The organism is Pseudomonas plecoglossicida NBRC 103162 = DSM 15088 (assembly GCF_000730665.1).
GTDB classification, from domain to species: Bacteria; Pseudomonadota; Gammaproteobacteria; order Pseudomonadales; family Pseudomonadaceae; genus Aquipseudomonas; species Aquipseudomonas plecoglossicida.
In genome coordinates, this window is sequence record NZ_BBIV01000021.1 from 49,626 (window position 1) to 71,190 (window position 21,565).

Annotated in this window: 24 protein-coding genes and 1 tRNA gene; 10 read left to right on the forward strand and 15 right to left on the reverse strand. The window is 63.2% G+C overall.

Going from position 1 to position 21,565, the window contains the following annotated elements; translation table 11 throughout:
• Positions 1 to 27 precede the first annotated feature (27 nt).
• Positions 28 to 104, reverse strand: a tRNA-Val gene (locus PPL01S_RS14035).
• Positions 105 to 305: 201 nt separating this feature from the next.
• Here PPL01S_RS14035 and PPL01S_RS14040 point away from each other — a divergent pair.
• Entirely contained in the window at positions 306 to 1,589 is a 1,284-nt protein-coding gene (locus PPL01S_RS14040; RefSeq protein ID WP_016391526.1) for an NAD(P)/FAD-dependent oxidoreductase, read from the forward strand.
• 116 nt (positions 1,590 to 1,705) lie between these two features.
• On the opposite strand, the gene PPL01S_RS14045 is transcribed toward PPL01S_RS14040, so the two are convergent.
• Positions 1,706 to 2,446, reverse strand: coding sequence for a peptidase C39 family protein (locus tag PPL01S_RS14045; RefSeq protein ID WP_016391527.1), 741 nt, complete (start codon positions 2,444 to 2,446; stop codon positions 1,706 to 1,708).
• Positions 2,447 to 2,603: 157 nt separating this feature from the next.
• Here PPL01S_RS14045 and PPL01S_RS25400 point away from each other — a divergent pair, with 157 nt between their 5' ends.
• Positions 2,604 to 2,777, forward strand: coding sequence for a hypothetical protein (locus PPL01S_RS25400; protein WP_016391528.1), 174 nt, complete (start codon positions 2,604 to 2,606; stop codon positions 2,775 to 2,777).
• 71 nt (positions 2,778 to 2,848) lie between these two features.
• Here PPL01S_RS25400 and PPL01S_RS14050 read toward each other — a convergent pair whose 3' ends face one another.
• Together PPL01S_RS14050 and PPL01S_RS14055 are read right to left on the reverse strand one after the other, a co-directional pair.
• Positions 2,849 to 3,601: a TerC family protein gene (locus tag PPL01S_RS14050; protein WP_016391529.1), complete on the reverse strand. Its 753-nt coding sequence runs from the start codon at positions 3,599 to 3,601 to the stop codon at positions 2,849 to 2,851.
• A gap of 25 nt (positions 3,602 to 3,626) precedes the next feature.
• Positions 3,627 to 3,866 (reverse strand): hypothetical protein, encoded by a 240-nt coding sequence (locus PPL01S_RS14055; RefSeq protein ID WP_028625816.1) that lies wholly within the window; start codon positions 3,864 to 3,866, stop codon positions 3,627 to 3,629.
• 131 nt (positions 3,867 to 3,997) lie between these two features.
• Between PPL01S_RS14055 and nhaR the strand changes: the two genes are divergently transcribed.
• From nhaR to PPL01S_RS14070, 3 genes are all read left to right on the forward strand, one after another.
• Positions 3,998 to 4,891, forward strand: coding sequence for a transcriptional activator NhaR (gene nhaR / locus PPL01S_RS14060; RefSeq protein ID WP_016391531.1), 894 nt, complete (start codon positions 3,998 to 4,000; stop codon positions 4,889 to 4,891).
• Between the two features lie 91 nt (positions 4,892 to 4,982).
• A complete protein-coding gene (gene sstT / locus PPL01S_RS14065) occupies positions 4,983 to 6,194 on the forward strand; it encodes a serine/threonine transporter SstT (protein WP_016391532.1) in 1,212 nt (403 codons plus the stop codon).
• Between the two features lie 136 nt (positions 6,195 to 6,330).
• The gene (locus PPL01S_RS14070) at positions 6,331 to 6,978 is read left to right on the forward strand and encodes a YceH family protein (protein ID WP_016391533.1); all 648 of its coding nucleotides are present in this window, start codon (positions 6,331 to 6,333) and stop codon (positions 6,976 to 6,978) included.
• Between the two features lie 5 nt (positions 6,979 to 6,983).
• On the opposite strand, the gene PPL01S_RS14075 is transcribed toward PPL01S_RS14070, so the two are convergent.
• From PPL01S_RS14075 to PPL01S_RS14125, 11 genes are all read right to left on the reverse strand, one after another.
• Positions 6,984 to 7,172 (reverse strand): hypothetical protein, encoded by a 189-nt coding sequence (locus PPL01S_RS14075; protein ID WP_016391534.1) that lies wholly within the window; start codon positions 7,170 to 7,172, stop codon positions 6,984 to 6,986.
• Positions 7,173 to 7,314: 142 nt separating this feature from the next.
• Positions 7,315 to 8,877, reverse strand: coding sequence for an alkyl hydroperoxide reductase subunit F (gene ahpF, locus PPL01S_RS14080; protein WP_016391535.1), 1,563 nt, complete (start codon positions 8,875 to 8,877; stop codon positions 7,315 to 7,317).
• Between the two features lie 124 nt (positions 8,878 to 9,001).
• Complete coding sequence (gene ahpC, locus PPL01S_RS14085; RefSeq protein WP_008090543.1) at positions 9,002 to 9,565, reverse strand: alkyl hydroperoxide reductase subunit C; 564 nt, start codon at positions 9,563 to 9,565, stop codon at positions 9,002 to 9,004.
• Between the two features lie 140 nt (positions 9,566 to 9,705).
• Positions 9,706 to 12,153: a fimbria/pilus outer membrane usher protein gene (locus PPL01S_RS14090; RefSeq protein ID WP_050483674.1), complete on the reverse strand. Its 2,448-nt coding sequence runs from the start codon at positions 12,151 to 12,153 to the stop codon at positions 9,706 to 9,708.
• A 25-nt stretch (positions 12,154 to 12,178) separates the two neighbouring features.
• Entirely contained in the window at positions 12,179 to 12,916 is a 738-nt protein-coding gene (locus tag PPL01S_RS14095) for a fimbrial biogenesis chaperone (RefSeq protein ID WP_028625815.1), read from the reverse strand.
• Positions 12,917 to 12,978: 62 nt separating this feature from the next.
• On the reverse strand, positions 12,979 to 13,509 hold the full coding sequence (locus tag PPL01S_RS14100) for a fimbrial protein (RefSeq protein WP_016391538.1): 531 nt from the start codon (positions 13,507 to 13,509) through the stop codon (positions 12,979 to 12,981).
• Positions 13,510 to 13,707: 198 nt separating this feature from the next.
• Positions 13,708 to 15,063, reverse strand: a complete 1,356-nt coding sequence (gorA, locus tag PPL01S_RS14105) for a glutathione-disulfide reductase (protein WP_028625814.1) — start codon at positions 15,061 to 15,063, stop codon at positions 13,708 to 13,710.
• Between the two features lie 99 nt (positions 15,064 to 15,162).
• On the reverse strand, positions 15,163 to 16,002 hold the full coding sequence (galU, locus tag PPL01S_RS14110; protein ID WP_016391540.1) for a UTP--glucose-1-phosphate uridylyltransferase GalU: 840 nt from the start codon (positions 16,000 to 16,002) through the stop codon (positions 15,163 to 15,165).
• A gap of 226 nt (positions 16,003 to 16,228) precedes the next feature.
• Positions 16,229 to 17,143, reverse strand: a complete 915-nt coding sequence (locus PPL01S_RS14115) for a c-type cytochrome (RefSeq protein WP_016391541.1) — start codon at positions 17,141 to 17,143, stop codon at positions 16,229 to 16,231.
• Positions 17,140 to 17,790, reverse strand: coding sequence for a c-type cytochrome (locus PPL01S_RS14120; RefSeq protein ID WP_016391542.1), 651 nt, complete (start codon positions 17,788 to 17,790; stop codon positions 17,140 to 17,142). Before PPL01S_RS14120 ends, PPL01S_RS14115 begins: the two co-directional genes overlap by 4 nt.
• Before the next feature lie 134 nt (positions 17,791 to 17,924).
• Positions 17,925 to 18,284: a hypothetical protein gene (locus tag PPL01S_RS14125; RefSeq protein ID WP_016391543.1), complete on the reverse strand. Its 360-nt coding sequence runs from the start codon at positions 18,282 to 18,284 to the stop codon at positions 17,925 to 17,927.
• A gap of 161 nt (positions 18,285 to 18,445) precedes the next feature.
• Between PPL01S_RS14125 and PPL01S_RS14130 the strand changes: the two genes are divergently transcribed.
• The 5 genes from PPL01S_RS14130 to modB all read left to right on the forward strand — a co-directional run bounded on the left by PPL01S_RS14130 (position 18,446) and on the right by modB (position 21,565).
• A complete protein-coding gene (locus PPL01S_RS14130; protein WP_028625813.1) occupies positions 18,446 to 18,748 on the forward strand; it encodes a DUF1883 domain-containing protein in 303 nt (100 codons plus the stop codon).
• 8 nt (positions 18,749 to 18,756) lie between these two features.
• A complete protein-coding gene (locus tag PPL01S_RS25405; protein ID WP_016391545.1) occupies positions 18,757 to 18,924 on the forward strand; it encodes a hypothetical protein in 168 nt (55 codons plus the stop codon).
• Positions 18,925 to 18,946: 22 nt separating this feature from the next.
• Positions 18,947 to 20,023, forward strand: coding sequence for an NAD(P)H-dependent flavin oxidoreductase (locus PPL01S_RS14135; protein ID WP_028625812.1), 1,077 nt, complete (start codon positions 18,947 to 18,949; stop codon positions 20,021 to 20,023).
• A 103-nt stretch (positions 20,024 to 20,126) separates the two neighbouring features.
• Positions 20,127 to 20,885 carry a molybdate ABC transporter substrate-binding protein gene (gene modA / locus PPL01S_RS14140; RefSeq protein WP_028625811.1) on the forward strand — a complete coding sequence of 253 codons (759 nt, stop codon included), beginning with the start codon at positions 20,127 to 20,129 and terminating at the stop codon, positions 20,883 to 20,885.
• Positions 20,885 to 21,565 carry a molybdate ABC transporter permease subunit gene (gene modB / locus PPL01S_RS14145; protein ID WP_028625810.1) on the forward strand — a complete coding sequence of 227 codons (681 nt, stop codon included), beginning with the start codon at positions 20,885 to 20,887 and terminating at the stop codon, positions 21,563 to 21,565. The genes modA and modB overlap by 1 nt, the downstream gene beginning before the upstream one ends.

A 21,565-nucleotide genomic window follows, 5' to 3' on the forward strand; every position in this document is an offset into this window, starting at 1 on the left:
TAAGCCCCGTATCTTCTACGGGCGATTTGGTAGGCACAATTGGACTCGAACCAACGACCCCCACCATGTCAAGGTGGTGCTCTAACCAACTGAGCTATGTGCCTGTCGTGTGGTGCGCATTCTACGCATTCCTAAACCGCTGTCAACACTTTTTTTCGCCCTAACTTACTGAATCTTAAACTCTTTATAGCGAAACCACGGCGACGAGCAGTCAATGATTTTTAACGGGACGACTAGCGGGTGTTTATTATTATTGATAGCATCGGTACATTCGTTAAAAATATAAAACACGAGGTTTCTCGAGCATGGCCAATACCCCCTACCCCCAGTCCTACTACGCCGCCTCGGCCAACCCGGTGCCGCCACGTCCGGCGCTGCAGGGTGAGGTGGAAACCGATGTGTGCATCATCGGTGCCGGCTACACCGGCCTGTCCAGCGCGCTGTTCCTGCTGGAGAACGGCTTCAAGGTGAGCATCGTCGAAGCCGCCAAGGTCGGTTTCGGCGCGTCGGGCCGCAACGGCGGCCAGATCGTCAACAGCTACAGCCGTGACATCGACGTCATCGAACGCACCGTCGGACCCAAGCAGGCACAACTGCTGGGCCACATGGCCTTCGAAGGCGGCCGCATCATCCGTGAGCGCGTAGCCAAGTACAACATCCAGTGCGACCTGAAGGACGGCGGCGTGTTCGCCGCGCTGACCAGCAAGCAGATGGGCCACCTGGAATCGCAGAAACGCCTGTGGGAACGCTTTGGCCACACCCAGCTGGAGCTGATGGACCAGAAGCGCATCCGCGAAGTCGTCGCCTGCGACAGCTACATCGGCGGCATGCTGGACATGAGCGGTGGCCACATCCACCCACTGAACCTGGCCCTGGGCGAAGCCGCCGCGGTCGAGTCGCTGGGCGGCATCATCTATGAGCAGACCCCGGCCGTGCGCATCGAACGCGGCGCCAACCCGGTCGTGCACACCCCGCAGGGCAAGGTACGCGCCAAGTTCATCATCGTCGCCGGCAACGCCTACCTGGGCAACCTGGTACCGGAACTGGCTGCCAAGTCGATGCCATGCGGTACTCAGGTGATCACCACCGAGCCGCTGGGTGAAGAACTGGCCCGCACCCTGCTGCCACAGGATTACTGCGTCGAAGACTGCAACTACCTGCTCGACTACTACCGCCTGACCAGCGACAAGCGCCTGATCTTCGGCGGCGGCGTGGTCTACGGTGCGCGCGACCCGGCCAACATCGAGGCGATCATTCGTCCGAAGATGCTCAAGGCCTTCCCGCAACTGAAGAACGTCAAGATCGACTACGCCTGGACCGGCAACTTCCTGCTGACCCTGTCGCGCCTGCCGCAAGTAGGCCGTATCGGCGACAACATCTACTACTCCCAGGGTTGCTCGGGCCACGGCGTGACCTACACCCACCTGGCGGGCAAGGTGCTGGCCGAGGCCCTGCGTGGCCAGGCCGAGCGTTTCGACGCCTTCGCCGGCCTGCCGCACTACCCGTTCCCGGGTGGTCAGATGCTGCGCGTACCGTTCAGCGCCATCGGTGCCTGGTACTACAGCCTGCGCGATCGTCTGGGCTTCTGATTCAGGCCATTGGCCTCATCGCCGGCAAGCCGGCTCCTACAGCGACCCCGCCGCTCAAGGGCAGCGGGGTACCTTGTGGGAGCCGGCTTGCCGGCGATGAGCCCAGCAGCACCTTGCTACTTGCCCAGGCTGCTCACAGCCTGCTTCGCCGCCACTTCCTGACCCGCACGGGCCAATTCGTCGGCAGCCTGCAGCCAGCGCTGGCGGTCCACCTCGGCGGGCAATTGCCGCGGCGGCTGCACCAGTACGGCCCAACTCCCCTCTTTCGCCCAGGCCGAAGCAAAGTCGTCGAAGGCCATCAACTGCCGCCGATTCATGCCTGAGCGCAGCAGTACCCGCTGCTTGTAGCGGTCATAGCCGATCAGCACCGCATAGCGCGGCTCACCCCACAACGCACCTTCCTGATAACGCAGCAGCACCGGATTGCCCGCGGCCACCTGGGTCAGCAAGGCGTCGAACCGTGGGTCGAGCGGATAGACCACCATGCCGTACTCCCGCGCCACACGGGGAATGCCGGTTGCCAGCGAATCGGCGCCCTGGGGCAGGTTCAAGGGTTTGTCCAGCAGGCCCGGGGTGATCGGCGCGCCCTGTTGCGAGAGCATCGCCGCCAGCGCCATGGCACCGCTGTGGTTGGCGTTGCCGCGGTAGAACGGCACGCTGCTGATCTCGACCCGTTGCGCCAAGCCCTTGAGCCCGGCCGGCGGAGCACTGGCACAACCGGCCAGGCTCGCGGCCACCAGGCAAGCCAGCAATAACCGACGCGGGCCGTTGGCCCACGGTTTGAAGGAAGGGTGCTCCATGAACGCTCGCTTGTTCCGGTGCCAGGCAGGCAGCGCCCGGCTCTGACCACCGATCATAGGGCGCCGCGCGGCGCGGGTATAGCCCGGCACCCGCTGGAAAGCGATCGGACCCACGACCAGACGTTCGGTCAATGGAACGTCCCGGCCGGCGAGCTAGACTAATGCTGTGTCTGGAGGGCCAACCCTTGCGGCGGCCCGAGAGAAGGAGGCACAGATGAGCCTGACCATGGCAATCCTCATGCTGGTGGGTATGTGGCTGAGCGTCGCTGCTGCCATGCTATGGGGTGTAATGCGTATCGTGCGGCGTCATTCGCATCATCACCACCTGCCACCGCAGGCCCCGGCCAAGTCTCGGCAAGAGCGCCGAGGGCATGCCGGGGTGCACTGAAAAGAGACTTGGCTGCAAGCCCTTCGCCGGCAAGCCGGCGAAAAAGGGGCGCAACGCGCCCCCAAAGTCCATCACCCTTCAGCCGCCTCACGCTTGAGCCGTGCCCGGCGCGCCAGGATGTTGAGGATTTCGATCACTGTCGAGAAGGCCATCGCCGCATACACATAGCCTTTCGGCACATGGGCACCGAAACCTTCGGCGATCAGGGTCATGCCGATCATGATCAGGAAGCCCAGCGCCAGCATGACCACGGTCGGGTTGTCATTGATGAAGTTGGCCAGCGGGTCGGCGGCCACCATCATCACGATCACGGCGGTGATCACGGCGATGATCATGATCGGCAGGTGCTCGGTCATGCCCACGGCAGTGATGATGCTGTCGACCGAGAAGACGATGTCCAGCAGCAGGATCTGGAAGATCGCCGCGGCGAAGCCCAGGGTAACCGTGGACGACACCTTGGCCTCTTCCTTGGCACCGTGCGGGTCGACGTTCTCGTGAATCTCCTTGGTCGCCTTCCACAGCAGGAACAGGCCACCGGCGATCAGGATCACGTCCTTCCAGGAGAAGGCGTTGCCGAACACCTCGAACACCGGGTCGGTCAACTGCACGATCCAGGCTACCGTGCTGAGCAGCGCCAGGCGCATCACCAAAGCCATGCTGATGCCGATGCGACGGGCCTTGGAGCGGTATTCCACCGGCAGTTTGTTGGTCAGGATCGAAATGAAGATCAGGTTATCGATACCCAGTACGACTTCCATGGCCACCAGCGTGGCCAGGGCAACCCAGGCAGTTGGGCTTGCGGCGAGTTCCAGCAAATATTCCATGTTTCAATCCTGCAGCGGTTCTGGGTCAGATGTCCTGGGTCTTGTCTTGCGAATCGGCGTCCTTGGGCTTGTGCCCTTCGCTGCCGAGCGTCTCGCTCAGTGCCTGCTGGGCCGCCTTGTTGGTGTCATCGATGGCCTGCTTGGCCGACTCGGCGGCCTGGTCGAGCATCTGCTGGGCGGATTTCTCGGCCTGGTCGCAGCCGGCCAGGCTCAACAGTGCCAAGGCTAGCACCAGCGGTGTACCAATGGATTTGAGTTGCAACATGAGGTCCTCGCTTGTCGATATCCCTGGGGCGCGCGTTGCGCCTGATGGGGTCGCATTCTAGAGGTCTCGATAGTTCAGGAAAATTCGTTTTTTCAGCGTGTATACTTCGGTTTTTTCGAATCGGCAATGACATGCTCAATTACCGTCAGCTCCACTATTTCTGGGCCGTGGCCAAAACCGGGAGCATCACCCGTGCCAGCGAGCAACTGAACCTGACCCCGCAGACCATCAGCGGCCAGATCAGCCTGTTCGAGCAGACCTATGGGCTGGAGCTGTTCCAGCGCGTGGGCCGGCAGCTGGAGCTGACCGAAACCGGTCGCCAGGCGCTGGCCTACGCCGAACAGATGTTCCAGATCGGCGGTGAACTGGAGGCCATGCTGCGGGCCGGCCCCCAGGAGCAGATCCTGTTTCGCGTCGGCGTGGCCGATGTGGTGCCCAAGTCCATCGTCTATCGCCTGCTGGCGCCGACCATGGAGCTGGACGATGTGCTGCGCATCAACTGCCGCGAGGACAAGCTCGAACGCTTGCTGGCGGACCTTGCAATCCAGCGCCTGGACCTGGTGATTTCCGACAGCCCCATGCCTAGCCACCTGGATATCAAGGGCTACAGCCAGAAGCTCGGCGAATGTGGCCTGAGCTTTTTCGCCACCCCGGCATTGGCACGGCGCCATGCCGGCAGCTTCCCCGCCTGCCTGCAGGATGCCCCGTTGCTGATTCCCGGCCAGGAAACCGTGGTCCGCAGCCGCCTGCTGCGCTGGCTGGGCGAGCAGCAGGTACATCCCCGGATCATCGGCGAGTTCGACGACAGCGCACTGATGCAGGCCTTTGGCCAGTCCGGCAGCGGCATCTTCGTGGCGCCGAGCGTGATCGCCGAGGAAGTGTGCCGGCAATACGGGGTCGAGCTGGTCGGGCAGACCGATGCGGTGCTGGAGTCGTTCTATGCTATTTCGGTGGAGCGCAAGGTGAAGCATCCCGGGATCGTGGCGATTACCGAAGGGGCCCGGCGGGAACTGTTTCATTGGTGATCTGGGGGCCCTATCGCCGGCTTGCCGGCGATGGGGCCGGAACTGACTGTGGTAAAGTCGCCCCTTTCAAGATACCGAGACAGCGCTGCACATGACCCCGGTTTTCCACCTCCTCAACCGCACCAGCCTGGTGACCCAGATCGTCATCGGCCTGGTTGCCGGTATCGCCCTGGCGTTGCTGGCCCCGGCCATCGCCCTCGACCTGGGCTTCCTCGGCAAGGTGTTCGTCAGCGCACTCAAGGCGGTCGCGCCGGTGCTGGTGTTCATCCTGGTCATGGCGTCGATCGCCAACCACCGCCACGGCCAGGAAACCCACATTCGCCCGATCCTCTGGCTGTACCTGCTGGGTACCTTCGCCGCCGCGGTGGTGGCCGTGGTCGCCAGCATGCTGTTCCCCTCGCAATTGGCCCTGAGCACCAGCGAGGCCACGCTCAGTGCGCCGGGCGGCATCAGCGAAGTGATGCAGAACCTGCTGCTGAGCGCCGTGGACAACCCGATCAATGCCCTGCTCAACGCCAATTTCATCGGTGTCCTGACCTGGGCCATCGGCCTGGGCGTTGCCCTGCGCCACGCCAGCGACACCACCCGTAGCGTGGTCGAGGACCTGTCCAACGGCGTGACCCTGATCGTGCGCGTGGTGATCCGCTTCGCGCCGCTGGGCATTTTCGGCCTGGTCAGCTCCACCCTCGCCCAGTCGGGCCTGAGCGCCCTGCTCGGCTACCTGCACCTGCTGGCCGTACTGATCGGTTGCATGCTGTTCGTGGCGCTGGTGATGAACCCGCTGATCGTGTTCTGGAAGATTCGTCGCAACCCGTATCCGCTGACCTTGCTGTGCCTGCGTGAGAGCGGCATCACGGCATTCTTCACCCGCAGCTCGGCTGCAAACATCCCGGTCAACCTGGCGCTGTCGGAGCGCCTGGGCCTGCATGAAGACACCTACTCGGTGTCGATTCCTCTGGGTGCGACCATCAACATGGCGGGTGCGGCGATCACCATCACCGTGCTGACGCTGGCGGCCGTGCATACCCTGGGTATCGCAGTAGATCTGCCGACTGCGGTGCTGCTCAGTGTGGTCGCGGCGGTCTGCGCCTGCGGCGCCTCGGGTGTGGCCGGTGGTTCGCTGCTGCTGATTCCGCTGGCGTGCAGCCTGTTCGGCATTCCCAGCGAGATCGCCATGCAGGTGGTGGCGGTGGGCTTCATCATCGGCGTGTTGCAGGACTCGGCGGAGACGGCGCTAAATTCCTCGACCGATGTGCTGTTCACGGCAGCGGCGTGCCAGGCCGAGGAACGGCGCAGGGCTTGAGGTTGCAGGGGCCGCTTTGCGGCCCTGTCGCCGGCAAGCCGGCTCCCACACGTACACCGCTGACCTCAGCCGGCAATTGCTTAAGCCAGGCGCTTTACCTACGCTAGTGGCCTTTCCCCAGCAATGAGACAGGGCCATGTCAGAACACGAAACCGCAGGCGAAGGCCGTTTCAGCAGTATCGAGATCCGCATTCTCGGCGCGCTGATCGAGAAGCAGGCCACCAGCCCGGAAAGCTACCCGCTGACCCTCAATGCCCTGGTCCTGGCCTGCAACCAGAAAACCAGCCGCGAGCCGGTCATGAACCTCAGCCAAGGCCAGGTAGGCCAGGCCCTGCGCACCCTCGAAGGCCAGCAGATGACCCGCCTGCAGATGGGCAGCCGTGCCGACCGCTGGGAGCAGCGGGTGGACAAGGCGCTGGAACTGGTACCCGCGCAGCTTGTACTCATGGGCCTGATGTTCCTGCGCGGCCCACAAACCCTCAGCGAGCTGCTGACCCGCAGCAACCGCCTGCATGACTTCGACGACACCGAGCAGATCCAGCACCAGCTGGAGCGTTTGATTTCGCGAGGCCTGGCCCTGCACTTGCCGCGCCAGACCGGGCAACGCGAAGACCGCTATACCCACGCGCTGGGCGACCCGGCGGAAATCGAGGCGATCCTTGCCGCACGGCAACAGGAAGGCGGCGCCCGCAGCAGCGCCGGCAGCGTTTCGGAGGAGCGGATCGAGGCGTTGGAAGCACGCATCGCGGCACTGGAAGCGCGCCTGGCCGACCTGGAGGGCTGAGCCGGTCAGTGTTCCGGCTCGGGGAAGTTGCGACAGCTCTTGCGCTCGGCCAGCTCGCGGTCACTGGGGCGCTGATCGACGAACACGGTACGGCCGCCTTCGTAGATCTCCAGATAGCCCCAGTGCAGGTCCTGCTCCTTTTGCCCGGGCTTGGGTGGCACTAGCCACCAGGGTTCGCGGCTGATCAGGGTCATTTGGGGGATTCCTGAGGGGGTCTGCTGTAATCATAGACACCCTCAGCCTGTAATGGCCCCCTTGCTGGCAAGCCGGCTCCCACAGGTATGCCTCTGATTTACCTGTAGGAGCCGGCTTACCGGCGATGGAGCCAGTGCAGGCTTACGCCGGAGCAGAGGTCCGAATCAGGTGGTCGAAGGCAGCCAGCGATGCCTTGGCCCCCTCACCCACGGCGATGACGATCTGCTTGTACGGCACCGTGGTCACGTCACCCGCGGCAAACACACCCGGGATGTTGGTCGCGCCCTTGGCATCGACGATGATCTCGCCACGCGGCGACAGCTCGACCGTGCCCTTGAGCCAGTCGGTGTTCGGCAGCAGGCCGATCTGCACGAAGATGCCTTCCAGCGCCAGGTCATGCACTTCATCCGTGGTGCGGTCCTTAAAGCGCAGCCCGGTCACTTTCTCGCCATTGCCGACCACTTCGGTGGTCAGCGCGCGGGTAATCACCTTGACGTTGGGCAAGCTGTGCAGCTTGCGCTGCAACACCGCATCGGCACGCAGCTGGCTGTCGAACTCGATCAGCGTCACCTGGGCGACGATGCCGGCCAGGTCGATGGCCGCTTCCACGCCGGAGTTGCCGCCGCCGATCACCGCCACGCGCTTGCCCTTGAACAGCGGGCCATCGCAGTGTGGGCAGTAGGCCACGCCACGGGCACGGTATTCCTGCTCGCCCGGCACGTTCATTTCTCGCCAGCGGGCACCGGTGGCCAGGATCACGGTCTTGGCCTTGAGCGATGCGCCGCCGGCCAGGCGTACTTCGTGCAGGCCACCGTCGGTGGCCGGAATCAGGGCTTCGCCGCGCTGCAGGTTCATGATGTCGACGTCGTATTGCTTGACGTGCTCTTCCAGCGCCATGGCCAGCTTCGGCCCTTCGGTTTCCTGCACCGAGATGAAGTTCTCGATGGCCAGGGTGTCGAGCACCTGGCCACCGAAACGCTCGGCGGCGACACCCGTACGGATGCCCTTGCGCGCGGCGTAGATGGCTGCCGCGGCACCCGCGGGACCACCGCCGACCACCAGCACGTCGAAGGCGTCCTTGGCGTTGATCTTCTCGGCCTGGCGACTGCCGGCGCTGGTGTCGATCTTGCCGAGGATCTCTTCCAGGCCCATGCGGCCCTGGCCGAACACTTCGCCGTTCAGGTAGATGCTGGGCACCGCCATGACCTTGCGGGCCTCGACTTCGTCCTGGAACAGCGCACCGTCGATGGCCACATGGCGCACGTTGGGGTTGAGCACCGCCATCAGGTTCAGCGCCTGGACCACGTCCGGGCAGTTCTGGCAGGACAGCGAGAAGTAGGTTTCGAAGGTGAATTCGCCTTTCAGGGCCTGGATCTGCTCGATCACTTCGGCGCTGGCCTTGGAGGGGTGGCCGCCGACTTGCAGCAGCGCCAGCACCAGGGAGGTGAACTCGTGACCCATGGGGATACCGGCAAAGCGCAGGCTAATGTCCGCCCCTGGGCGATTGAGCGAGAACGATGGACGACGGGCGTCATCACCGTCCGCGCGCAGGGTAATGAGGTTCGACAGGCCGGCGATTTCCACCAGCAGGTCGTGCAATTCGCGGGATTTCGCGCCGTCGTCGAGGGAAGCAACGATCTCGATCGGCTGGGTGACCCGCTCCAGGTAGGTTTTCAGTTGCGATTTAAGCGTGGCGTCCAACATACGGGCGATTCCTTTTTCAAACTTCGGATACAAAAACGCCCAGGCGATGGCGCCCGGGCGTTTGACGGGGCGGTAAGTGCTTCAGCTTTGGCGGCTGCTCACCGCCCACGACTGGCTCACGGTCTTAGATCTTGCCGACCAGGTCCAGCGACGGCGCCAGGGTGGCTTCGCCTTCTTTCCACTTGGCCGGGCAGACTTCGCCTGGGTGGGCAGCGACGTACTGGGCAGCCTTGACCTTGCGCAGCAGCTCGCTGGCATCACGGCCTACACCGCCGTCGTTGATTTCGACGATCTTGATCTGGCCTTCCGGGTTGATCACGAAAGTACCGCGATCGGCCAGGCCGGCTTCTTCGATCAGCACGTCGAAGTTGCGCGAGATGACGTGGGTCGGGTCACCGATCAGCGGGTACTTGATCTTGCCGATGGTGTCCGAAGTGTCGTGCCAGGCTTTGTGGGTGAAGTGGGTGTCGGTGGACACACCGTAGATCTCCACGCCCAGCTTCTGGAACTCGGCGTAGTTGTCAGCAAGGTCACCCAGCTCGGTCGGGCAGACGAAGGTGAAGTCGGCCGGGTAGAAGAACACGACAGACCACTTGCCTTTCAGGTCGGCTTCGCTTACCTGAACGAATTCGCCGTTGTGAAAGGCGGTGGCGTTGAACGGTTTGACCTGGCTGTTGATGATAGGCATGAGAGACGCTCCTTCATGGGGTTGAAATCAGTTGACGGAGAGAATCCTAACCGCTGGTCGCCATCAAGGCTCATTGGTAAACCTCATGCTCATGATTGGTTTTGGCTATAAGCCCTCCTCTCCGATAGATTGTTTGATTCCTATGACCTTTGCCGTGTGCACACGTGACTAGCCTGCTCCGCGGAAAGCTGATAGACGATCGAGCAGCGCTCATCGTCCGCATCACCCCACTTCACCTCGAGCGTGCCCGCATCGGCATCCGAGCGCACATGCAGCCGGCTGCCCTGCCCGACCATGCCCAGCTCATTGTCCTGCGCATCGAGGACCTGCGCACCGAACGGCAAGGCACTGCCATCATCGAAACGGCCTTGCAAGGTGAACTGACGACCACTGCGTGTCGGGTAATGCAGCAGCGACACCGCGCCGGCATGCGGCACCACCGACTGTGCGGCCAGCAGCAGTTCGGTATCGCGCGACATGCCTTTGGGGTCGAGCTCGACCGTATTGACGCTGTAAGGCGACAGCGAGGGAACCACCGCATAGCCGCGACGATCGAGCTTCACATGAGGGTGCTGGCGTATGTGCGCAGCATCGGCGCCTGGGGCATGGACGATGGCAAAACTCTCGCCCAAGGGCGGGGCCGCGACAACCCCACCCTGGTGGGCGACCAAAGCTCCTTGCGCCCCCAGCGTGGCCTGGCGATAACCACGGCGGCTCGACAATGAACCACTGAACTCACCTTTCGCCCCCCGGTGGAGCAGGTTGGCATCGAAGCCACTGCTGGCCCGCTCACCTTCCTGGTGCACCAGCGCCAAGCCATGCCCCCACTGTCGATGCTCGCCCGCCGTACCACTCCAGCGAACACTAGAGCTGCCCTGTCCGTGTGAATCCCTGTTGAACGCGGTAGCAAGCGAAGACCGGCGCCGCTCGCCAAAGGGCATGCTGGCATTGACCGTCAGGGTATTGATGGGCGCCCTTGCGGCGCGCAGTTCGCGGTTCAGGTTGATGCCATAGCTGAGCGAACCGAGGTAGTTGTTGTATCCGACCGAGTAACTGTCACTGCTCCGGCCAGCCCGACTCTGACGCAGACTGGCCCTGAGGTTGAAACGCCCGCCTCGCTCACCCAGCTGCTGATCGAGCCCCAGGCCCGCCTGCCAAGCGAGCGAGTCGATGCGGGCACCGCCGCGTACACGCGCATAATCGTTGAAGCTGTAATACCCGGGCCCCTCACTACGCGTCAGTGACGCGCTCAGGTCGGTTGCGCTCGTGCTCAAACGCTGACGCCAGCTCAGCCGCCAGGCCTGGCCTCGTACCTGCTGATTTCGAGCCAGCGTGGCGTGGGCGTGATAGCCGGTCAGTCCCAACGCACCAAACCCGGTATTGATGGCCACGCCCATGGCACTGCCCAGGTAATCCTCGGCGATCCAGGTGCCACCGTGCACGCTGAAGCGGTTGTCCAGTCCTTGCTGCCAACTACCCTGCACGAAACCTGGGCCCGATCGCCCTTGCGCCTCGCGCCACACGCCGCTGCCCAGTTCGAAACGCCTGGCGCCCGGTCGCAGTGCCAGCGGTGCTGTCTGATAAGGCAGGAAGAAGGTTCTGACGCTGCCATCCGACTCGCGCAGCGTCACCTCCAGGTCATCATTCAGACCACTGGCGTACAAGTCATCGATTTCAAACGGCCCCGGTGCCACCGTCGACTCATGCAACAGCATGCCGCGCTGGCGAATACTCAACAGCGCGGTGCTGTTGTCAACGCCCCTGACCACAGGTGCATAACCGCGCTGCTCCTGCGCGAGCATGCGCTGGTCGCTGCCCAACAGCACGCCACGCATGGCGCTGCCTTCAAACACCTCCGAGCTGCTGTAACCGTCACCCAGCGTCAATTGAGCGGACCAGGCGGGAATATCCCGACGCACCGAAGTCGCTACCGGCTGGTAACGCGAAGGCAAACCTGTGGACGCCTGCCAGCTCCCCTCATGTCGCCAGTACCATTGGCCGCTGTTGAACCCTGCGCGCACGCCCAGGTAGGTCTGACGGGTGGCCTGGTCTTGTTCAAGGTCATGCTGCTCATAGAGATTGAGGCGATAGTCGAAGAAGGCAGCCGTTACACCACTGTCCCAGTTTTCTGCTGGCAAGTATCCGCTGGGCAGACGCAACAGCGCCTGCTGCGGGATCTGCAGGTCCAGCTGCAGATTGCCCAAATCCAGCGCCTCGCTGGCAGCCGAAACACTTGCAACCAGGGCGATACAGGCCTCCTCCTGCTGCAGCCGCTCGCGCACCTCGCGGCTCAGACGTTGCGTGTCCACGCCCAACTGCCGCAGCAGCGGCTCGCTGTAACAGGGCGTCGGCACCTGGTGCTGCTCCTGCACGCGCAGGGGCATTCGGTGGCGCCCCATCCATTGCTGATTCAATGTCACATCGAGGGTGTAGATACCCTCGGGCACTGTCGCGCCCTGCTCGAAGCGACGCAGGTCGACCGATGTGCCTTCTCGCAGCAGCCCGGGATCGAACTCGATCGCGGCGGCAGGGCCTGCGAGGTATCCGCTCAACACGCCTGCGGCCATATGGCGGCTGCGCACAATCATCGTGAAACACATGATGCACCGCGCCTCAGTCTGCCAAGCGCACGTTCACCACCTCCGGCGCCTCGCGCACGGCGCCGTAATCATCGATGAAGGCAAAACGCAGCCGAGCGGTTGCCTGGCTGGGGCTGCCCTCGACCTTGAAGCGCGTGCTGGCGAATGGCAGCACGTGATCAGGCGCCAGGGCCACCGCAGCCCGCCCATCCTGGAGCAGCGTCAAACTGGCCAGGTTGACCACGAAGGGGCTGGCATTGTTGGCCTGCAACGCCCATTGCCCGTCTTCCTGCAGCCACTGCCAGGAGACCCGATGGTGGGCATTCACCGACTTGCCCTGCAATCCATCTGGCCGGTACAGCAACTTGATGCGCGAGCGCAACGCCACCTGCAGGGTGTTCCCCGCTCCCTTGGGGGGCACTTCAAGCACGTTGAGCCAATACAGGCTTTCGCGGTCGGCTGGCAGTCCACCCTCTTCCTGGAACAGTCTCAGGCTCTGCCCCTTTCCGCCATCCAGGCGGAACATGGCCGGCATTACACTGAAAGGAACCTGCAGATCCCGCACCTGGGCCTGCGGACTACCATCGTCGACCCAGGCTTGAACCAATGAGGGTGTGGCTCCTTGATGGCTGAGTTTGACAGTCACTTCGGACTGGGCGGCTGGAAAGACTACGCGGGTGCTGGCGATAACCACATTGGCGGCGAGGTGAGGCGATGCCATGCAGGCAGCCAGCAGCACTCCCCGCCGCAAGGCGTTGAAGAACGGACGCATGATATTCGGGCTCAGGAACAGGAAGGAAAGGCAGCCCTTGCCGGGCTGCCTTCGAAAAGGGGTTACAGATAGTCCAGCGAGTACTGCACGCGGGATGTCACCAGGCCAGGCGTGGTCCCGCCTGTGGAATAGTAGCGGGCGGTGTAACGCAATGTTGCGCTGCCACCGACGATGGCAACCTGCTGAGAATTCTGATTGCCCTTGGCTGCCGCCAGGTCCATCGGCGCCTGCGACTCGTTGAGCAATTCCAGCTGGACATTCTGGCTACCACCAGCATCCACGATCAGGCGGCCCTCCGGACTGATCGTCGCGCCCGGTTCGAAATAGGTCGATACCCGGGTGACGCCAGGCGAGCAGCTGGAAAGGTTCAGTTGGAAAGGCGTCTGGCCAGCGGTTTGACCGGGGCGCGCCAGCAGCGAAGCGTTCACCTCCGGCAGAGAAACCGGCAGGTCGCCACTGCCCCCGTTGACCACACAGGTGGGTGCCGATACACGGCCATCGAAACTGATCTGACCAAAATCGGCCTGTGCTGCCTGAGCCCAGAACAGCAGGGTGCAACTGCTTGCAAGCAAGGATTTCGAGAAAGTGTTCATAGTCACCTTTTCATACTGATGGATTAGGCCCGGCAATGGCTGCCGAGCTGCTACCGCTTTTCGCGGCGCGGTGAAGTATCAGTAAGGTGACCAAGCAAAAATGTAGGATGACTCAACAGTCAGCCAAACGAAATAGACAGCGCCAGTGTAGGAAATAAGACCCCGTTTACCCGAGGTCATATTCCCTGCCCACAGTGGCTAGCGGGTAGCCATACGCATGGTGACGAACTCTTCGGCTGCGGTCGGATGCACGCCGATCGTCTCGTCGAACTGTTGCTTGGTAGCACCCGCCTTCAGCGCGACACCCAGGCCCTGGATGATCTCGCCGGCATCGGGGCCAACCATGTGGCAGCCCAGCACCTTGTCGGTCTCGGCATCCACCACCAGCTTCATCAGGGTCTTTTCCTGGATGTCGGTGAGGGTCAGCTTCATGGCGCGGAAGCGGCTTTCGAAGATCTGCACCTTGTGCCCGGCCTGCAAGGCCTGCTCCTCAGTCAAGCCCACGGTACCGATCGGCGGCTGGCTGAACACCGCAGTGGGGATGTTCTGGTAGTCCACCGGGCGGTATTGCTCGGGCTTGAACAGCCGCCGCGCCACGGCCATGCCTTCGGCCAGGGCTACCGGGGTGAGCTGCACACGGCCGATCACGTCGCCGATGGCGAGGATCGACGGCGCGGTGGTCTGGTACTGATCGTCGACACGGACGAAACCGCGCTCGTCCAGCTCTACGCCAGTGCTTTCCAGGCCCAGGTCGTCGAGCATCGGCCGCCGGCCAGTGGCATAGAACACGCAATCGGCCAGCAGCTCGCGACCATCCTTGAGGGTGGCCTTGAGGCTACCATCCTCGAGCTTGTCGATACGCTGGATGTCGGCATTGAACTGCAGGTCCATGCCGCGTTTTTCCAGCTCTTCCTTCAGGTGGCTGCGGACCGAGCCATCAAAGCCGCGCAGGAACAGGTCACCGCGGTACAACAAGGTGGTCGCAGCGCCCAGCCCCTGGAAGATGCCGGCGAACTCCACCGCGATGTAACCGCCGCCCACCACCAGTACCCGACGCGGCAAATCCTTGAGGTAGAAAGCCTCGTTGGAGGTGATGGCCAGCTCCTTGCCTGGAATGTCCGGCACTTGTGGCCAGCCGCCGGTGGCGATGAGGATGTGCCCGGCGCTGTAGCGCTGGCCTTCCACCTCCACTTCGTTGGCCCCGGTGATACGCGCATGGCCTTGCAGCAGCGTCACGCCACTGTTGACCAGCAGGTTGCGATAGATGCCATTGAGGCGCTCGATCTCGCGGTTCTTGTTGGCGATCAGCGTGCCCCAGTCGAAATGCCCTTCCTCGAGGGTCCAGCCGAAGCCGGCAGCCTGCTCCAGCTCATCGGCGACATGCGCGCCATAGACCAGCAGCTTCTTCGGCACGCAGCCGACGTTGACGCAGGTGCCACCCAGGTAACGGCTTTCGGCCACCGCCACCTTCGCGCCGAAGCCCGCGGCGAAACGCGCCGCACGCACACCGCCGGAACCGGCGCCAATCACGAACAGATCAAAATCGTAGGCCATGTATTCAGTCTCCTAGGCTGGCGCCCAGCATACCGCCGTTGCCGGCTGCAAACAAAAAAGCCACCCCGAAGGGTGGCTTTTGCGACCTGCCGTGGCGAATCAGTACGCCTTGCCGGTCTTGTAGTAGTTCTCGAAGCAGAAGTTGGTGGCGTCGATGTAGCCTTCTGCACCACCACAGTCGAAACGCTTGCCCTTGAACTTGTAGGCAATCACGCAGCCGTTCTGGGCCTGCTGCATCAGCGCGTCGGTGATCTGGATCTCGCCACCCTTGCCCGGTGGGGTGTTCTTGATGATGTCGAAGATATCCGGGGTGAGGATGTAGCGACCGATGATCGCCAGGTTCGACGGTGCATCTTCCGGGGCCGGCTTCTCGACCATGTTGGTCACACGGAAGATGTCGTCGCGGATCATGTCGCCGGCGATGACGCCGTACTTGTTGGTTTCCTGCGGGTCGACTTCCTGGATGGCGATGATCGAGCAGCGGAACTGATTGTACAGCTTGACCATCTGGGTCAGTACGCCGTCACCTTCCGGGTTGACGCACAGGTCGTCCGCCAGGACCACGGCGAACGGCTCGTCGCCGATCAGCGGCTGCCCCGTCAGAATGGCGTGGCCCAGGCCTTTCATCTCGGTCTGGCGGGTGTAGGAGAACGAGCACTCGTCCAGCAGGCGACGGATACCGACCAGGTATTTTTCCTTGTCGGTGCCCTTGATCTGGTTTTCCAGCTCGTAGCTGATGTCGAAGTGGTCTTCCAGGGCGCGCTTGCCGCGACCGGTGACGATCGAGATCTCGTTCAGGCCAGCGTCCAGCGCCTCTTCAACGCCATACTGGATCAGTGGCTTGTTGACCACCGGCAGCATTTCCTTGGGCATGGCTTTGGTAGCAGGCAGGAAGCGGGTGCCGTAACCGGCTGCCGGGAACAAGCATTTCTTGATCATATACGTCCTTAAACAAAGGCAGGGCCTGTGGAATTCGGCGCAGTCTAATCAGGCGGCAGTCACCTTACAATGCCCCGCCTGCGGTCGACCGATGCCAGTCATAGAGATAACCCAGTGTAGATAGTTCCGGCGGATCACAATTTTTACGCCCAGCGGATGCTGGCGGCAAGCGCAACCCCTGCCCTGGCAAAAGGCTGCGCTGCCCAAGGGATCACCGTGGAGCCCGTCAACTACCGGTTCCACGCCCGATCAGTACCCCTTCGACTTGCTGGCCGTAGAGATTCACGCCGTCGTTGGCGTGGAACTTGAGCCGGGTCTTCTCGACCGAGCCTTCGACCAGGCGAGGGTCCTGGGGCCGCTCATGGCGGTTGATCCAGGCGGCCACGTCCCAGGCCTGCTGGTCGCTCAAGCTGCCCGGCTTGCCCAGTGGCATGTTGTACTTGACGAACGATGCCGCCGTGTTGATCCGGTGCATGCCAGCGCCCCAGTTGTAGGAATCCTTGCCCCACAACGGTGGCATCACATAGTCACCAGCCACTTTCTGCCCCTCCCCGTTGTCGCCATGGCAGATTGCGCATTGCTCGCCGTATACCTGCTGGCCGCGCTTGAAGTCGTAGCCGCCCTTGGGTCGAGGCACTTCGGGGTATCCGCGGCCGGCGATTTCCACGCCCGTGGGCGCCTTGCTCGACAGCCAGTAGGCATACACCGACAACGCCGTCATCTGCGGGCTGTCAGCCGTCGGCGGCTTGCCGTTCATGCTGAACTGGAAGCAGCCCTGGATGCGCTCGGCAAAGGTGTTGACCTTGTCATTCTTCTTGCGATACGCCGGATACATCGGGTACGCACCCCACATCGGCGCGGCATGGGCCAGGCGTCCCTGGTCGAGGTGGCAGTTGCTGCAATTGAGACCATTGCCAACGGCCTCGGGCATCAATCGACGGGTATCGACGAACAGTGCATGGCCTTCGCGCACCATCCTGCCGAAGGCGTTGTCCGGCAGCTCGCTTTCGGCAGGCGGGACAAATTGCGGGGCCGCCTGGGCGCCTGGGACCTGCAGCTGGGACTGATCTTCCATGGCGATGGGCGCGGCGACGGCATTGCCGATGGCCGCAAGCAACAGGGCTGGCAGCAGTGTTCTCATGGCTTCACCTGCGCATGGCTGGACGTGGCGAAGTACTCGGCGATCGCCTTGACCTCGTCATCGGTCATGGCCTTGGCCACGCCGACCATCAGCTGATTGGGGTCGTTGCTGCGGCTGCCATCGCGCCAGCCATTGAGCTGCGCGATCAGATACGAGGCAGGCTGCCCGGCCAACGGCGGAAAGTGTTCACCGACACCGACGCCACCGGGCCCATGACATTGCACGCACCCGGGTATCTGTCGATTCCAGTCGCCATAGAGGGCCAGGCGTGCGGTGGGGTCGTCGGCAATCTGCTGCCGGCGATGGTCCGGTGCGGGGTCGCTCGGCAGGCTGGCGAGATAACCACTGACCGCCTGGATTTCATCGTCGGTCAATGCCTTGGCCAGTGGCTCCATCACCGGCTGCTTGCGGGTACCGGCCCGCCAGTCATGCAATTGCTTGCTCAAGTAGCCGGCCGGCAAGCCCGCCAGTCGCGGGAAACCGGCAGCGGCGATACCCTTGCCGTCCGCGCCATGACAGCCCAGGCAGGCCATGGCGGCAGGGTTGGCCCCACCTTGGGTGAAGATCTTCTGGCCATCGGCGGCGTACGCCAGCGGCCAGGCCAGGACCAGCATGCTGCCGATCACGACTCGACTCATCAGGGTCATCACGAATCTCCATTTCTTTTGTTATAAGCTTAAGCTTAAAAAACATAAGCAAATGGATACTAGCCGTGTCAGGCAATTCGCAACAACGCCGGGCCCGCCCAGGGACCAGCTAAGCGCGCTTTACTTGCGCCAGGTCAACTGCCCGAAATGCACACCGTCGCCGCCGTGCGCACATCGCCCAGGCGCAGCGGGAAGTTGTTCAGGCGCTCGTGCAGCTTGATGCTGCTGCCGCTCCCGCGTTTGTGGATATCCACCAGCGCCGCGGGCCCGGCACCGGCCGACAGCTTCTGCGGCACGATCAGGCGCACGCCTTCGTCGCGCTTTTCTTCCACCAGGGGGTCACGGCTGTCGGCCAGCTGCTGCTTGACGCAGTCGGCATATTCACGCGGCGTCTTGCCAGAAATCACGTCCAGCGTTTCGTGGGACTGCTCCAGTTCCGAAACACTGACGCACCCCCCCAGCGCCAGAAACAACGCCACTGCCATCCACTTCATTTGCCGCACCTCTGCTGTCAAGAACCCGCTCAGACAACGGCCAGGCGTTTTTGCTCCCCGCTTTGGCAGATTTATCTTCGCCCAGGCATAGCGCTCCGCCAGCCGGTCACCACATCGTGGTATCGTTTGCGTTTGCAGAACCAGACTTTGCGGAGCACCCCATGAAATTCGTACACCAGCGCGAGCACCTGAACGAGGACGACATCGTCGTTGTCGAGTGCTCCCAGCGCTGCAATATCCGCCTGATGAACGACGCCAATTTCCGCAGCTTCAAGAACGGCGGCCGGCACACCTACCACGGCGGCCACTTCGAGCGTTTCCCGGCCAGGATCACCGTGCCCAGCACCGGTTTCTGGAACATCACCCTCGACACCGTGACCACGCGCCCGATCTCGGTCACGCGCAAGCCGACCCTCACCCACAAGATCAAGATCATTCGCCGCTCGTCGTCGAAACTCGGATAACGCCTGCCATGACCCAGACCAAGTATGTGATCAAGTACAAGCTCGACGGCCAGCGCCGCTGGGACTTCGCCACGATGCCCGACGCTTCGCACGAGCAGGCGCTCGATGCGCTGCGCAAGATCCACGGCGAGGACGCCGACAAGATCAGCGACATCCAGGTCAGCAAGGCCCTGTAGAACCGCACACAAGGAGCAGCGCATGAGCAACTGGCCCGACCATCGTATCCTCGATCTGCTGGGCATCGAGTTGCCCATCCTCCAGGCGCCGATGGCCGGCGCCAGCGGTTCGGCCATGGCCATCGCCGTGGCCGGCGCCGGCGGCCTGGGTGCCCTGCCCTGCGCGATGCTCGGCGGCGAGCAGGTACGGGACGAGATCGCCGCCTTTCGCGCCGCCTGCCCGGGTCGGCCGCTGAACCTGAATTTCTTCTGCCACCAGCCGCCAGCCCCTGATGCCAAGCGCGCCGAGCGCTGGAAACAGGCGCTCGAGCCCTACTACCTGGAAGTCGGTGCCGACTTCCAGGCGCCCACCCCGGTCTCCAATCGTGCGCCGTTCGACGAGCAGAGCTGCCAGCTGGTCGAACAGCTTCGCCCGGAAGTGGTGAGCTTTCATTTCGGCTTGCCTGAACCGGCCTTGCTGCAGCGGGTCCGGGCGACGGGCGCCAAGCTGCTGTCCAGTGCCACCACGGTCGAGGAAGCACTCTGGCTCCAGGCCCGCGGTTGCGATGCGATCATCGCCATGGGCTATGAAGCCGGGGGCCATCGCGGCATGTTCCTCAGCGACGACATCACCAGCCAGATCGGCACCTTCGCCCTGGTGCCGCAAATCGCCGATGCCGTGCACCTGCCCGTGATTGCCGCAGGCGGCATCGGCGACCACCGTGGCCTGGTCGCAGCCCTGGCCCTTGGCGCGAGCGCCGTGCAAATGGGCACGGCCTACCTGTTCTGCCCCGAGGCCAAGGTATCGGCAGCCCATCGCCGCGCACTGGACAGCGCGCCAGCCAGCGACACGGCGCTGACCAACCTGTTCACCGGTCGCCCTGCACGGGGCATCAACAACCGCATCATGCGTGAGCTGGGCCCGATGAGCGAGCTGGCGCCGGCGTTCCCGCTGGCGGGGGGGGCGCTGATGCCGCTGCGGGCGATCAGCGACCCGCAGGGCAACAGCGATTTCACCAATTTGTGGTCGGGGCAGGCATTGCGCCTGGGCAAACCCCTGCCCGCCGGGCAGCTGACCCTGGAGATTGCCGAGAAAGCGCTGGCGCAGCTCGGGCGATAAAACCGCCGCCAGCGACACGACCTCACGCCAACAGCCCCTTCCCGACAAATGGCCTATCGCTATATAGTTCACACCATAACGATAACCACCCAAGGAGTTGTTGATGCGCATCCGCCTGCCCCACCTGGCCGCCACCGCCCTCGCCAGCCTTATCTCCCTCAACAGCGCCTGGGCCAACGAGGTTCAGGTCGCGGTCGCCGCGAACTTCACCGCGCCGATCCAGGCCATTGCCAAGGACTTCGAGAAAGACACCGGGCACAAGCTGGTCGCCGCCTATGGCGCCACCGGGCAGTTCTACGCACAGATCAAGAACGGCGCACCGTTCGAAGTGTTCCTGGCCGCCGACGACACCACCCCGAAAAAGCTGGAAGATGAAAAAGCGACCGTCCCTGGCTCGCGCTTCACCTACGCCATCGGTACGCTGGCGCTGTGGTCGCCCAAGCCGGGCTATGTCGACAGCAAAGGCGAAGTCTTGAAGAAGAACCAGTTCCAGCACCTGTCCATCGCCAACCCCAAAGCCGCACCCTATGGCCTGGCCGCCACGCAGGTACTGAAGAAGCTGGAACTGACCGAGGCCACCAAGGGCAAGATCGTCGAAGGCCAGAACATCACCCAAGCCTTCCAGTTCGTCTCCACCGGCAACGCCGAACTGGGCTTCGTCGCCCTGTCGCAGATCTACAAGGACGGCAAGGTCGAGAGCGGTTCGGCGTGGATCGTGCCGGCCGACATGCATGAGCCGATCCGCCAGGACGCGGTCATTCTCGAGAAGGGCAAGGACAACCCGGCAGCCAAGGCGCTGGTGGAATACCTCAAAGGCCCGAAAGCCGCCAAAGTGATCAAGTCCTACGGCTATGAGCTCTGATGCCACTCGATGCCAGTGACCTGGGTGCTGTCTGGCTGACCCTCAAGCTGGCCAGCCTGACCACCCTGATCCTGCTGCTGCTGGGCACACCCATCGCCTGGTGGCTGGCGCGCACGCGCTCCTGGCTGCGCGGGCCGGTGGGTGCGGTAGTGGCCCTGCCACTGGTGCTGCCGCCGACGGTGATCGGTTTCTACCTGCTGATCGCCCTCGGCCCGCATGGCTGGATTGGCCAGGCTACCCAGGCACTGGGCCTGGGTACCGTGGTGTTCAGCTTCAGCGGCCTGGTGATCGGTTCGACGGTGTATTCCATGCCGTTCGTGGTGCAGCCGCTGCAAAATGCCTTTGCCGCCATCGGCCAGCGCCCGCTGGAAGTGGCGGCGACACTGCGCGCCAGCCCCTGGGACACCTTCATCCATGTAGTGCTGCCACTGGCCCGCCCCGGTTTCGTCACCGCCAGCATCCTCGGCTTTGCCCACACCGTGGGCGAATTCGGCGTGGTGCTGATGATCGGTGGCAATATCCCCGACAAGACCCGCGTGGTTTCGGTGCAGATCTTCGATCACGTCGAGGCCATGGACTATTCGCAAGCCCACTGGCTGGCCGGTGCCATGCTGGTGTTCTCGTTCCTGGTGCTGCTCCTGCTGTATGCCGGGCGCCGCGGCAAGGTTGGCTGGAGCTGA

Excerpts from the sequence above, each read along its gene's own strand:
- nhaR (WP_016391531.1), top strand. The coding sequence starts at position 3,998 with ATGCTCAATTACCGTCAGCTCCACTATTTCTGGGCCGTGGCCAAAACC.
- PPL01S_RS14125 (WP_016391543.1), bottom strand. The coding sequence starts at position 18,284 with ATGAAGTGGATGGCAGTGGCGTTGTTTCTGGCGCTGGGGGGGTGCGTC.
- PPL01S_RS14045 (WP_016391527.1), bottom strand. The coding sequence starts at position 2,446 with ATGATCGGTGGTCAGAGCCGGGCGCTGCCTGCCTGGCACCGGAACAAG.
- PPL01S_RS14070 (WP_016391533.1), top strand. The coding sequence starts at position 6,331 with ATGTCAGAACACGAAACCGCAGGCGAAGGCCGTTTCAGCAGTATCGAG.
- PPL01S_RS14075 (WP_016391534.1), bottom strand. The coding sequence starts at position 7,172 with ATGACCCTGATCAGCCGCGAACCCTGGTGGCTAGTGCCACCCAAGCCC.
- PPL01S_RS14040 (WP_016391526.1), top strand. The coding sequence starts at position 306 with ATGGCCAATACCCCCTACCCCCAGTCCTACTACGCCGCCTCGGCCAAC.
- PPL01S_RS25405 (WP_016391545.1), top strand. The coding sequence starts at position 18,757 with ATGACCCAGACCAAGTATGTGATCAAGTACAAGCTCGACGGCCAGCGC.
- modA (WP_028625811.1), top strand. The coding sequence starts at position 20,127 with ATGCGCATCCGCCTGCCCCACCTGGCCGCCACCGCCCTCGCCAGCCTT.
- PPL01S_RS14095 (WP_028625815.1), bottom strand. The coding sequence starts at position 12,916 with ATGCGTCCGTTCTTCAACGCCTTGCGGCGGGGAGTGCTGCTGGCTGCC.
- PPL01S_RS14115 (WP_016391541.1), bottom strand. The coding sequence starts at position 17,143 with ATGAGAACACTGCTGCCAGCCCTGTTGCTTGCGGCCATCGGCAATGCC.
- ahpF (WP_016391535.1), bottom strand. The coding sequence starts at position 8,877 with ATGTTGGACGCCACGCTTAAATCGCAACTGAAAACCTACCTGGAGCGG.
- PPL01S_RS25400 (WP_016391528.1), top strand. The coding sequence starts at position 2,604 with ATGAGCCTGACCATGGCAATCCTCATGCTGGTGGGTATGTGGCTGAGC.
- ahpC (WP_008090543.1), bottom strand. The coding sequence starts at position 9,565 with ATGCCTATCATCAACAGCCAGGTCAAACCGTTCAACGCCACCGCCTTT.
- gorA (WP_028625814.1), bottom strand. The coding sequence starts at position 15,063 with ATGGCCTACGATTTTGATCTGTTCGTGATTGGCGCCGGTTCCGGCGGT.
- galU (WP_016391540.1), bottom strand. The coding sequence starts at position 16,002 with ATGATCAAGAAATGCTTGTTCCCGGCAGCCGGTTACGGCACCCGCTTC.
- PPL01S_RS14090 (WP_050483674.1), bottom strand. The coding sequence starts at position 12,153 with ATGATTGTGCGCAGCCGCCATATGGCCGCAGGCGTGTTGAGCGGATAC.
- modB (WP_028625810.1), top strand. The coding sequence starts at position 20,885 with ATGCCACTCGATGCCAGTGACCTGGGTGCTGTCTGGCTGACCCTCAAG.
- sstT (WP_016391532.1), top strand. The coding sequence starts at position 4,983 with ATGACCCCGGTTTTCCACCTCCTCAACCGCACCAGCCTGGTGACCCAG.
- PPL01S_RS14130 (WP_028625813.1), top strand. The coding sequence starts at position 18,446 with ATGAAATTCGTACACCAGCGCGAGCACCTGAACGAGGACGACATCGTC.
- PPL01S_RS14120 (WP_016391542.1), bottom strand. The coding sequence starts at position 17,790 with ATGACCCTGATGAGTCGAGTCGTGATCGGCAGCATGCTGGTCCTGGCC.
- PPL01S_RS14050 (WP_016391529.1), bottom strand. The coding sequence starts at position 3,601 with ATGGAATATTTGCTGGAACTCGCCGCAAGCCCAACTGCCTGGGTTGCC.
- PPL01S_RS14055 (WP_028625816.1), bottom strand. The coding sequence starts at position 3,866 with ATGTTGCAACTCAAATCCATTGGTACACCGCTGGTGCTAGCCTTGGCA.
- PPL01S_RS14135 (WP_028625812.1), top strand. The coding sequence starts at position 18,947 with ATGAGCAACTGGCCCGACCATCGTATCCTCGATCTGCTGGGCATCGAG.
- PPL01S_RS14100 (WP_016391538.1), bottom strand. The coding sequence starts at position 13,509 with ATGAACACTTTCTCGAAATCCTTGCTTGCAAGCAGTTGCACCCTGCTG.